The following is an 11241-nucleotide window of genomic DNA, read 5'->3' as shown; positions in this document are numbered from 1 at the left end:
ATGCGGCGGGGTGGGCGGCCGTCGCCGCGGTCGCGGCGACGGCCGTGGCCGAGCCGCCCTTCTTGCGCTGCTCCTTGGCCGTCTTCTTCTGCTCGTACGCGGCCTTGCGGGCCGCCCGTTCCCGCTCGCGCTTCTCCTTCTTCGACTCGCTCGCCGGACGCGTCTCGCGCGGCGGCAGCGCCGGTACGGCGGCCTGCCCGGCCTGGGGCGTGTTGCGTACCCAAGCGGCGGCGACCTGCGCTCGGGCCGCGTCGGAGGGGAGCTGCTGCGGCTGGGGGTGGGAGGGCTGCGGGGCAGCGGGCTGGGCCTGGTGCGGGACAGGGGGCTGGTGCCCGTGGCCCTGCGCCTGCCACGCCTGCTGTTGCGGCTGCTGGGGAGGACCGAAGGACCCGGGCTGGCCGGAAGGCTGGCCTCCGCCGACCGCGCCAGCAGGGCTGTTGTGGTCTGTCATCGAGTCGGTTACTCCAGCGAGTCGGTTCCCCGTCCGCCTCGGCGGGCACGACCGCACCGCACGACGGGCCCTGGCCCAGCCAGGTGCGCAGGCAGTGTGACAAAGACCTGTCACCGGACCGCTGTCGATTTCCTCACCGGGAGACGGGAATTCCCGCGTGGGCGGAGTCCGGGAAAGTGTTCGGGAAAAGGGTCAGGGACATGCCGGGAACCCGCTTGGCCGTCCCGGACCGCACTGGGCCCACAATGCGCTGGGCGCGTGTGCCGTACGCATGACGTTCCCGGCACCCCTGGACCCGACGGACCGGCGAAGGACGACAGTTGACCGATCACAACGGGCACCCGCAGCCGCCGCAGCCGGACCCCAGCACCTGGGGCGCTCCCCAGCAGGACCCGCCGGCCCAGCAGGCACCTGTTCCCGATTCCGGCGCCGTACCCTTTCCCGCTTCCGCCGCCGTACCCGTGCCCCAGGTCTTCCAAGCCGACCGTGCCTGGGTCGACGGTTATGAGCCCGGCAACCCCTGGCAGGCACGGCTGTGCGTCGAGACGCCGTACGGCACCTTCGCCTATCCCCTCACCCCCCACACGATTCCCGAACTCCTCGAACACATGGTTCTGGTGGCTCAGGAACAGCAGGGCCTGCCGGTCGGTTTCGACGCCGACTCAGAGGCCGCGCCCGGAATGGTCCCGGTGAACGTCGAGGACACCGAGGAGGACGAGCAGGAGCGCGGTCTCCATGGCGGCCGCGCCGCGCGGCTGACCGGCTGGGCCCTCGTCCATGACCTGTGGGAGCGCGAGGATCCGACGGCGCGGATCGTGATGGGCGCGATCGTCGTGGTGCTGTTGCTGCTCGGTATCGTCCTGTCCTGATCGCCCGGCCGCCGTCCCTCCGGGCCCACCTCGCTCGGGCCACGCGGCCCTCGGTCCCGCCCGTGGCACCGACCCGTCCGTCACCCCCGGCCCCCAGAGCAGCAACCCGCAGGAGTGGAACGATGACCGGTACCGAAGGCGACGCCAATGAGCCGGAGTTCTACTTCGCGGACGTCTACGTCTTCGTCTCCGACTATCTCGCCCAGATGGTGCGCCGCCGTGTCAACGGCTCGTCGGCGACCTGGTGCCCCAAGTGGTGGGAGCACCCGGAGGCCGGCGCGCGGCTCTCCGCCCTGTGGCTGGCCTGGGAACATCTGCGCCAGGACCCGGCCCTCGGCATGTCGACGTGGTGGCTGCACCACGCCGACCCGCATCTACGGGTGCTGATGGACCCCGACTCCGGCCCGTTCGCGGCCTGTTCGCCCAAGGACGGGCACACCGCCTATCCCTTCGACCCGCTGCCGGTGGATCCGCGGCAGGAGTGACGGCCTTCGGCCCCACCCTCACGCCCGCTCCCGTTTCCCGGCTCTTTCCTCGCCGGGAAAGTCGAGTCTCCCCTGCCCCCACCTCCCCCTACCGTGTCCCGGTCAGCGCCCGACCGCCGTACTGGCTCAGCACAAGGGAGACGCGGGAACCGTGGAGTTGCCTGCCGAGAACAAGCGCACGGCATTGCTGGCCCTGGCGGTGCTCGGCGCTCTGCTGGCTGTCGCGCTGACGGTTTTCACCGTTTTCGGCGGGGGCGGCGACGACCTGGACGAGAGCAGCGGGAACCCAGCCCCGGCCGTCACCTCCGGTGGGAAAACAGGAACCGGCGGGACGGACGCGGACTCCGGTACGGACGAGCCGGGCGCCGCCGCCGCGTCCCCCATCGTCGCGCTCACCGAAGTGGCCGAGGCACACACGGTCATGGCGAAGTACATGGCCGGTATCAACACCTACGACCACACCAGCAACACGGTCGACTGGGTCCCTCCGCTGCTCGCGCTCACCACCCGCGAAACGCAGATGAAGCAGGTGACCGTTCTTCCGTCCGGCAAGGCGTGGGCAAGTTGTCAGGCGGAAGAGTGCTCCTCCAAAGGGAAGGCCGTCGTCGTGCGCGACGCGGTGATCTCCGACGACCTGGTGCGCGGCAGCGGCCGTACGATCTCCAGCCTGGTCAAGGCGACAGCCACACGCACCGAGGGCTCGCAGACCACGACGGAGTCGAACGAGTGGCTGGTCACCGTCAGGGAGGACGGCGGTAAGTGGGTGGTCTCCGGGTTCGACATCTTCGGCCTCGGTGACGTCGGCGTCTCCGAAGACGCGGGAGAGTGAGCGTCTTATGGTGGCACCCGCCGTACTGGCAGCCGCAGCGAAGGCCGCCAAGGTCGCCAAGACCGCCAAAGCGGCAGGCAGGCTGGCCGCCGGCCCTGGCGGTGGAGGAAAGGGCGGCGGGGGCAAGAAGAACAACGGCCGCAAGATCTGGCTGATCGTCGGTGGTGGCGGAGGGCTCCTCGCGGGGACCTTGATCTTCTTGGTCGTCGTCATGATGGTGAGTCTGGTCGGGGGAGTTGGCGGCGGCGCCACCACCGCCGCCTGCGGCGACTACGCCGACAACGCCGAAGCCGGGAACACCGGCGACGCCGCGGCCACCAACCCGGTCATGCCGGCCGGCAAGATGTACATGCCGAGCGAGACCGCGCGCAACGAGATACCGCCGAAGATGATCCTCGCCTCGATGCGTGCCGCCGCCCGTTACGACGGCCTCGACTGGACGATGATCGCCGGTCAGATGTACCAGGAGACCAAGTACGGGCAGGACCCCTCGGCCGCGCCCGGCGGTGCCAACTCCCTCGGCTACATGGGCCTCCTGCAGTTCGGGAAGCCGGCCTGGACGGACTACGGGGACGACGGCAACGACGACGGCAAAGAGGACCTGTACAACATCGACGACGCGGCCTACGCCGCGGCCAACTTCCTGCACTCGAAGAAGGCGGAGACCCAGCCCTTCAAGGCGCTGCAGATCTACTCCGGTTCGACCGCCTCCAACACCATCTACCCGCGCGTGGTCCTCACCCAGGCGGCCCGCTACCGGGGCGCGCTCACCGGTGACAAGGACCTCATCAAGCGCTGGTACGTCCATCTCAAGGAGACCATCGAGAAGAACCCCGGCTTTCCCACCCTGGGCAAGCAGTCGGACATCCCGGAGCCGGTCGACAACGACGCCCAGCCCGGCAAGGCTCTCAGCATCGCCGCGGCCTCGGCCCGTTCGTGGTCGACCCCGCCGCTGGAGGGCGAGAGCGAGGAAGTCGTCTCCGCCATGGCTCCGGTCGCGTTCACGGTCCCGAGCGGCACGGACATGACGCCGGTCTCCTTCCCCGGCGCCAAGCCGCCCACCACCACCGGCAAGGACTGGCAGTGGCCCATGAAGCGGGGCACCTACCAGGTGGGCACGCCGTACCACAAGAGCGGCGGTATGTGGAGCCTCGGCTACCACACCGGCCTCGATCTGGTGGCCTCCAGCGGTACACCGATCTACGCCCCGGCGGACGGCAAGGTCGTGGCCGCCGGTCCCGGTGGGTCGTACGGGAACATGACGAAGCTGCAGCACTCGGGCGGCGTCATCACGCTCTACGCCCACCAGACCTCGTTCAACGTGTCCGTCGGCGACTCCGTCAAGCGCGGCCAGCAGATAGGAACGGTCGGCGCGACCGGCAACGTCACCGGCGCCCATCTCCACTGGGAAGTCCTCGTCCCCGGCGTCGACAACCCGTTCGTCGGCGGCCAGGACCAGGGCCCCGGCATGGTCGACCCCGCGGAGTGGATGGCGGGCCGGGTCACCGCCAACCCCGACTACGGCACGGTTCCCGGCTCCGACTCCGACGACAAGTCCCGTGACGCCGAGTACGCCGACTGCGCGAAGGGCGGCAGCGGCACCGCCGTCGCCCCCGACGGCGCCGGCGCCTCCGGTGTCCTGCCCGACTCCGACGACCCGGTGATCCGCGCGGTGCTCGGCTGGGCGCAGCGCGGCGTCGGCGTCCCGTACGTGTACGGCGCGCCGCGGCTCCAGGGCCAGAACCCCCGTAGCTTCGACTGCTCCAGCTTCACGCAGTGGGCGTACTACATGGCCAGCGACGGGAAGATCGACATCGGCGGGAACACCCATGTGCAGGAGCCCCGCCTGGAGAAGTACGAGGTGCAGCTCTCCGAGGCCCAGCCCGGTGACCTGATCTTCTTCCGGCCCGAGGGCGACGGACTGTCCGGGCACGTGGGCATCGTCTGGGACCCCAAGAGCAAGAAGATCATCCACGCCCCGCGTCCGGGCAAGAACGTCTCCTTCAGCACCTGGGACGTCCAGGACAAGATCACGGGCGTCTACCGCGTACCGATCCCCGCGGGCACGAACGCGGTCGAGGGTGACGGCAAAGCCGAGGCGTAGGGCCCGGGGGGAAGGCCCATGGACTGCGCCGCCCCCGGGACCGCCTCAGGAATCTCCTCCGGACCCGTCCACCCAGGACCTCCCCATCACCGTACGGAACAAGGAAGTTGATGAAGATACGCACTGGTCTCGTCGTCGGAACCGTCCTGTCCCTGGGACTCGTGGCCGGCTGCGGTGGCGGGGACGGCGACGGCGAGAGCGGCACGAAGGCCACCGGTCGCCCCAAGGCGTCCGCGTCGGCCTCCGAGGCCGGGCAGCCCGTCTACAAGGGTGAGCCGATCCCGGGGCTGGCGGCGAAGCCTGCCTGGAGCCTGGCCCGGAAGGACGGCAAGGCCTACGAGTGCGGTGGCGACACCGCCTTCGACCGTGCCGACCATCTCTATGGAACGGACCCTGACAGGATCTGCCAGGTGGGGGACGCCTTCCTCCTGGTCCAGGACCTGACCGCGCCGGAGGACGAGTCCGGGGCGGAGACGCGGACGGCGCACTTCGTCGCCCACCTCCACGACGCGGCGACCGGCAAGGAGCGCAAGACCTTCACCGTGAAGTGCGACTACGACCCGGCCGACGGTGACGGTCCGTCCCTCAGCACGCATGTCCAGGTCGGACAGTGGAAGGACGGCTCCCCGGCCTTTCTCGTCCGCACGTGTGAGAACACGGAGGCGAGCGGCCTGAAGGCGGCCGCCGTCAAGACCGTCTACACCATGTACGACCCCAGCGGCGCCGAGCTGGGCAGTTCGACGCTCACCGGTGAGGACAACGTCGATCTCCCGGTCATCCGGGGACATGTGAAGACCGACGACAGGGTCACCTTCGCCCCGATCGGCGGCGGCAGGGACTTCGTGCTCGACAAGTACCTGGCCGAGAAGGACATCTACGGGAGCGGCCAGGGCTACGTCGACAACGACCACGGGATCTACACCCCCCTGCGGCTGATCGACCGGACCACGGGCAAGCGCGTCTGGAGCACGGGGGACGAGGTCGACCAGCCCGACGAACTGCGCGACATGGACGGGGAGTACGAGGACGGGGACAGGTATCTCTTCCCCCTTCGGGGTGACCAGGCGACGCTCATCTGGTCTCCGCGGACCAAGGGCGACGAGCTGATCACCACGGTCGACCTGCCGACCGGACGCACCCTGGCCGTCGGGCCGGCCGTCACGGTCAGCCTGGCCGCGACCGACATGGCCAAGATCGTCGTGTCCCCCGACGGCAAGACGGCCGTCGCCAACTTCGGTGAGGGCGCGCTGGCCTGGAACACGCAGACCGGCGCCGAGCTGTGGCGGCAGGAGTCGGACGACAAGGACATCGAACCGCTGATGATCACCCCCGGTGGTGTCCTGTACGCGACGCTCGACGACGGCGAGACCGCGGCCCTGGCCGCGGGGACCAAGGAACTGCTCGGCATGGTCCCCGAGGGGGCCGAGGTGCCCGCGGAGTTCACGAGCAACGGCTACACGCTCCTCGACACCTCCGAGGGCCTCTTCGCCTTCGAGGCCGAGAAGGCCTGACCGCCCGCTCCCCACAGGACAGCCACAACGCCACCCCCCACCCCACCCCCAGAAAGGACGGACCCGCGGGTGACCGCAGAACAGCAGAAGAAGCCCCGCGCCGAGGACGACTGGACGATCGAGATCGTCATCGTGGTCGCGATCGTGCTCCTGGGTGTCGTCGGGGCGTGGCTCGCGGCGCGGATCGGTGCCCCCTTCGCGGACGCGCCGGCCCCGGCGTCGAACCCGCTGACGTTCCTCGTCGCCATGGTCAAGGGCGACTACAGCTGGCCGGGATCCCCGGCCAGCGCCGTGGCCGCCGGTGAGGCCGTGCTGCTCGGCATCCTGGGGACCGCCGCGTACCGGGTGGTCCAGCGGTTCAGGAAGAAGCCCGACGTGGACGGGGCGGCACGGCACCTCGCGAAGGGTGAGGAGCTGGGCAAGCTGACGATGAAGGGCGCGGCGGCCACGGCCGAGCGGCTGGGCGTGAAGGCCCGCACCCCGGGTGTCTTCATCGGACGGTCCGTCAAGGGCAGGCAGCCGCTGTTCGGTTCGTACGAGGACATGCACGTCGACATCTGGGGCCCGCGGACCGGCAAGACGACCCGGCGGGCGGTCCCCGCGATCCTCGACGGGCCCGGCGCCGTCCTCGTCACCTCCAACAAGCGGGACATCGTGGACTCCACCCGCGGCCCCCGCTCCGCGCGCGGCCCCGTGTGGGTCTTCGACCCGCAGCAGGTCGCCGCCGAGACGCCCAGCTGGTGGTGGAACCCGCTGTCGTACGTCACCGACGTGGCCAAGGCCCGCAAGATGGCCGACCACTTCGCCAGCGGGTCGCGGGACGCGAACGCCTCCACCGACGCCTTCTTCGACCCGGCCGGCCAGGACCTGCTCGCCAACCTGCTGCTCGCCGCCGCCTGCGCCAAGCTGCCGATCACCCAGCTCTACACCTGGCTGTCCAACCCCAAGGACGACACCCCGGAGCGGATCCTGCGCGGCGCCGGGCACGTCATGGCCGCCGACGGCCTCAGCGGTGTGATCAGCGCCCCCGACAAGCAGCGCAGCGGTATCTACGGTGTCGCCCAGCAGATGGCGTCCTGCCTGGTCAACCCGGAGGTCAACCGCTGGGTCACCCCGCCCGCCGACCCGAACGCGCCCGAGTTCGACCCGCACGCGTTCGTCCGCACCGCCGGCACCCTGTACTCCCTGTCCCGCGAGGGCCGGGACTCCGCCGGGCCGCTCGTCACCGCGCTCACCGTCGCCGTCGTCGAGGCGGCCGAGGAGTACGCCACCACCCAGCGCGGCGGCCGCCTCGCGCTGCCCCTCGTCGGCGTCCTCGACGAGGCCGCCAACGTCTGCCGCTGGCGCTCCCTGCCCGACCTGTACTCCCACTACGGCTCGCGCGGCATCATCCTCATGACCATCCTCCAGTCCTGGGCGCAGGGCATCGAGGTGTGGGGCGAGCGCGGCATGGAGAAGCTGTGGTCGGCCGCGAACATCCGGGTCTACGGCGGCGGCGTCTCCGACACCCGCTTCCTGGGCGACCTCAGCGAGCTGGCGGGCGAGTACGACCAGCGCGAGTACCAGGCGAGCCGTGAGTCGGAGTTCGGCGGCTGGAGCGGCAACCGCACGGTCAGCGAGTCCGTCAGCCGCCAACGCGTCCTCGGCGTCTCCGACCTCGGCGCCATGCCCCCGGGCCGCGCCCTCGTCCTCGCCTCGGGCACCAAGCCGGTCCTGGTCGAGACCATCCCGTGGTGGGAGGGCCCGTACGTCCAGGAGGTCCAGGCGTCCCTGAAGAAGTACGACCCCGGGGCGCGCTGACCGGGGGAGTCGGCGCCAGGGCCGGGAGCAGGAAGCAGAGGAACGAGAAGCGCGAAGCGCGAAGGAGATCACCGGATGGGCGAGGTCGTGGGCATCCTGACGGGCGGCGCGGTGGCACTGGCCGTCCCGTCCCGGCCCGATCTCATCAGGGATCCGGTCATCACCCGCCTCCAGCAGGCTCGTACGGTGTTGGGGCTGCTGGCCACCGTCTGGCTGGTGATGGCCTACCCACTGCGGAAGGGGCGTGAGGAGTTCGTCCTGGACAAGCTGGGGAACCTGGCGCTGGGGTGCGCCATCCTGCTGGGCGCCGGGGCCGTCGGGATCACCCTCTTCATCCTCGCGGCGCGCTCCCCGCTGGGCGGCGTGTACGTACGCCGTCTCGGCGGCCCGCTGCGCGCGATCGGCGTCATCGTCCTCGGGGTCGGCGTGTGCTGGCTCATGGTTCTGGCGTTGCGCGGCGAGATCGTCTCCGACGAGGACATCGGTAAGTTCGATCTCACATTCGGGCTCTTCGGCGAGACGGCCGGTATCGCGATCACCGGCCTGGTCATGCTGGCGCTACTGGTCGTGGGAGCCATCGCCTGCGTCGTCGTCCTGCTCGTCGCCGTCGTCACCACGCTGCTGGTCACGTTCATGGGTCTGAACTCCTGCTTCCGCACCGCCGACGTCCACGAACTGCTTCCCGCCCTCCTCTCTCCCCTGCTGGTCTGGTCCCTCTTCGCCCTCAGCTTCTCCGACACTCCCGATGTGGCGGCCCCACCCGCAGTGATCTACTCCTTCCTCCTCGCCGGCCCGCTGACGGTGACGGCCCTGTCCCTGTGGGAGATACGGCGTCTGCGCGTCCGGCACGGAATGACCCTGCGAACGGCCCTGGGGCGCTGAACCGTCCGGTGCGGGATGACGTCTCATCAGGGGAAACGCGTACGCAGCTGTCGGGGAGGCACGCATGGCCATGGTCGGACTGTTCTGGATCGCCGAGGACGGTGGGGTGTACGTCGGGGCGCAGCCGGAGGGGTACGGGGACGGGGTGCGGCTGACGCGGGACTGGGTGGAGGGGCTCGGGACCGGCCAGAGCGCGGTGTGGGGCTGGTCGGAGATCCGGTCGATGGCCGTGCGGTACGTGCGGATCCGGTCCGGCGCCCGGCTGCTCGCCACCACGGCCGTCGACCTCGTCGCCAGCGCCGTCGCGGGCGGCGGTGACGCCGCGGCCGCGTTCGAGGTGCACCTCGAGACCGTCGACAGAACCGTCGAACTGAACACACTGTCGGCCGCGGCCCTCGGCGGCTACGTCCAGTCCGAGTACGACCTCTCCGTCGCCCTGCTGGATCGCATCGTGGCCGGTACGGCGGACGTCGACACCCTCGCGAGCTGGGGCCGCGCCCACGCCACGGAGGGCACCCCACGGCGTGAGCAGCGGGAGGCCCTGCTGCGGAAGTGGGCGACCGGGGGCTGAACCGACGGTGAACCGCGGCGGGTGCCCTGGCGACTGCGTTCTGCGGGTTCCCGGGAACCCGGCTCCCCCGGTCCGCCGTCCCCCACAATGACCACTGGACACCGGGACACCGGAGGGACACATGACGGCACGGGACACACCGCAGGGCGCTCCACGGGACACCGCACGCGGCAACGGCATCTCGGTGACCCACGATCTGGAGCCGCACGACTGGTCGAACGAGGAGACCGCGGCGTACGAGGCGGCGATCGAGGCCGTCAACGGGGCGGTCGGCGCCTACAGCGCGCGGATCGCGGCGGAGGAGGCCAAGGACGCCCCCGACCCCGCGGTCATCGAGGCCGCGCGCGCCGCGCAGGGGCGGCTGGCGAAGGAGCGTGAACGGCTGCGCTCGGCCGACCGTGACCAGATCGCCGAGGCCCGCTCACGCTACGCCCGGCTCGCCCGCGAGGTCCTGGCGAGCCTCACGTGACCGACCCGGCCGACCGCAGGCGCATGACCGATCCGGCCGAGTACCAGCGCGTGACAGATCCGGCCGAGCACCCGCACATGGCCGCCCCGGCCGAGCGCGTGCCCGATCCGCCCGCGCGAGTGATCGATCCCGCCGAGGTGGAGCGGCACCGGCTGTCCGACGCCGAGAACCGGCGGATCTTCCGTGAGCGGATCGTCCCCGACCTGCTGGCGGGGCGCACCGGGCAGGAGACGCCGACCGTGGTGTTCCTGGTCGGCCAGCCCGGCGCGGGCAAGAGCAGGGTCACCGAGATGGTGGCCGGCGTACTCGACCGGCACGGTGGCTTCGCGGACGTCGACAGCGACCTCTACAAGCCCTACCACCCCGCGTACGCCCGGCTGATGGCCCAGGACGACACCCTGATGGCCGCCTACACCCGCGCCGACGGTCGGGCCTGGATGGCCTTGGCCGAGGCGTACGTCCGTGACCACGGGCTGCACGCGATCATCCAGGAGACCTCGCAGAACGCGCGGGCCGTGGAGGAGAAGATGCGGGCCTACCGGGACTCCGGCGCGCGCGTCGAGGCCCTGTTCATGGGGGTACCGCAGGCGATGAGCAACCAGGGCATCGTCAACCGGTACTACGAGCAGCTCGCGGACCGCGGCCAGGGGCGGCTGACCGTGCAGTCCAACGCCGACGAGTCCTACGCCGGCATCCTCGAACTCGCCGACCGTGTCGACCGGGGCACCCTCGCCGACCTCGCGAGCGTCTACCGCCGCGGTGAGAGCAAGCCCCGCTACAGCAACTCCCTCGACGGCACCGGCAACTGGACCGGCCCGCCGGAGCTGCGCCAGGCCCTCGCCGCGGAGCGCGTACGCCCCTGGACGGCGGCCGAGAGCGACTCCTTCGTCACCACCCAGCTGCGCCTGCGCGAGACGGCCCGGGCGCTGGGCCCCGAGTGGCCGGGCCGGCTCACCCGCATCGAGGACCAGGCCCGCCCCCTGCTGACCCCGACCGCAGCGGCACAGCTGACCCCGCCACCACCCCCGGCCGCAGCTTCACAGCAGGCCACCACGGGAACCCAGGCCGCGCCGTCGGCAAACCCGGCTGTTCCACCAGCGGCCCCGACAGCCCCCTCGGCTGCTCCGGCCACTCCGCCGACAGTCCCCGCGTCGCCGTCGCCGACAGTCCCCGCGTCGCCGTCGCCGACAGTCCCCGACGGCCCGTTCGGTCAGCGCGGCCATGCCCGCACGGGTGATCCGTTCCTTGCAGCGCGCCGACAGCATCCCGT

Annotated in this window: 10 protein-coding genes and 1 pseudogene; 10 read left to right on the top strand and 1 reads right to left on the bottom strand. The window is 71.0% G+C overall.

Annotated elements, in window-relative coordinates; genetic code table 11:
• Nucleotides 1-451: pseudogene (locus tag AWZ10_RS53180) on the bottom strand (hypothetical protein); the annotation flags it as partial.
• 320 nt (nucleotides 452-771) lie between these two features.
• Between AWZ10_RS53180 and AWZ10_RS38275 the strand changes: the two are divergent.
• The 10 genes from AWZ10_RS38275 to AWZ10_RS38230 form a co-directional block, all read left to right on the top strand.
• Nucleotides 772-1320 carry a hypothetical protein gene (locus AWZ10_RS38275; protein WP_046706522.1) on the top strand — a complete coding sequence of 183 codons (549 nt, stop codon included), beginning with the start codon at nucleotides 772-774 and terminating at the stop codon, nucleotides 1318-1320.
• A gap of 122 nt (nucleotides 1321-1442) precedes the next feature.
• Complete coding sequence (locus tag AWZ10_RS38270; protein ID WP_046706523.1) at nucleotides 1443-1805, top strand: DUF4913 domain-containing protein; 363 nt, start codon at nucleotides 1443-1445, stop codon at nucleotides 1803-1805.
• A 151-nt stretch (nucleotides 1806-1956) separates the two neighbouring features.
• On the top strand, nucleotides 1957-2634 hold the full coding sequence (locus AWZ10_RS38265; protein ID WP_046706524.1) for a hypothetical protein: 678 nt from the start codon (nucleotides 1957-1959) through the stop codon (nucleotides 2632-2634).
• 7 nt (nucleotides 2635-2641) lie between these two features.
• Nucleotides 2642-4738, top strand: a complete 2097-nt coding sequence (locus AWZ10_RS55355; RefSeq protein ID WP_060893328.1) for a peptidoglycan DD-metalloendopeptidase family protein — start codon at nucleotides 2642-2644, stop codon at nucleotides 4736-4738.
• A gap of 110 nt (nucleotides 4739-4848) precedes the next feature.
• Nucleotides 4849-6249, top strand: a complete 1401-nt coding sequence (locus AWZ10_RS38255; protein WP_060893327.1) for a PQQ-binding-like beta-propeller repeat protein — start codon at nucleotides 4849-4851, stop codon at nucleotides 6247-6249.
• Nucleotides 6250-6318: 69 nt separating this feature from the next.
• Nucleotides 6319-8049, top strand: coding sequence for a type IV secretory system conjugative DNA transfer family protein (locus AWZ10_RS38250; protein WP_046709828.1), 1731 nt, complete (start codon nucleotides 6319-6321; stop codon nucleotides 8047-8049).
• Between the two features lie 75 nt (nucleotides 8050-8124).
• Nucleotides 8125-8931, top strand: coding sequence for a hypothetical protein (locus AWZ10_RS38245; RefSeq protein ID WP_046709829.1), 807 nt, complete (start codon nucleotides 8125-8127; stop codon nucleotides 8929-8931).
• 64 nt (nucleotides 8932-8995) lie between these two features.
• Complete coding sequence (locus AWZ10_RS38240) at nucleotides 8996-9502, top strand: hypothetical protein (protein WP_060893326.1); 507 nt, start codon at nucleotides 8996-8998, stop codon at nucleotides 9500-9502.
• 121 nt (nucleotides 9503-9623) lie between these two features.
• Nucleotides 9624-9971, top strand: coding sequence for a hypothetical protein (locus tag AWZ10_RS38235; protein WP_060893325.1), 348 nt, complete (start codon nucleotides 9624-9626; stop codon nucleotides 9969-9971).
• A gap of 23 nt (nucleotides 9972-9994) precedes the next feature.
• Nucleotides 9995-11241, top strand: a 1247-nt coding sequence (locus AWZ10_RS38230; RefSeq protein ID WP_244172690.1) for a zeta toxin family protein, incomplete at its 3' end; no start/stop codon positions are given.

Origin of the sequence: Streptomyces europaeiscabiei (assembly GCF_001550375.1) — a bacterium.
Taxonomy (GTDB): domain Bacteria; phylum Actinomycetota; class Actinomycetes; order Streptomycetales; family Streptomycetaceae; genus Streptomyces; species Streptomyces europaeiscabiei.
Note: the sequence above shows the minus strand (reverse complement) of the source record. Positions and strands in the feature narration are given on the sequence as shown.

Coding starts and splice junctions, on each gene's coding strand:
- AWZ10_RS38270 (WP_046706523.1), top strand. CDS start 1,443: ATGACCGGTACCGAAGGCGACGCCAATGAGCCGGAGTTCTACTTCGCG.
- AWZ10_RS55355 (WP_060893328.1), top strand. CDS start 2,642: ATGGTGGCACCCGCCGTACTGGCAGCCGCAGCGAAGGCCGCCAAGGTC.
- AWZ10_RS38255 (WP_060893327.1), top strand. CDS start 4,849: ATGAAGATACGCACTGGTCTCGTCGTCGGAACCGTCCTGTCCCTGGGA.
- AWZ10_RS38245 (WP_046709829.1), top strand. CDS start 8,125: ATGGGCGAGGTCGTGGGCATCCTGACGGGCGGCGCGGTGGCACTGGCC.
- AWZ10_RS38240 (WP_060893326.1), top strand. CDS start 8,996: ATGGCCATGGTCGGACTGTTCTGGATCGCCGAGGACGGTGGGGTGTAC.
- AWZ10_RS38235 (WP_060893325.1), top strand. CDS start 9,624: ATGACGGCACGGGACACACCGCAGGGCGCTCCACGGGACACCGCACGC.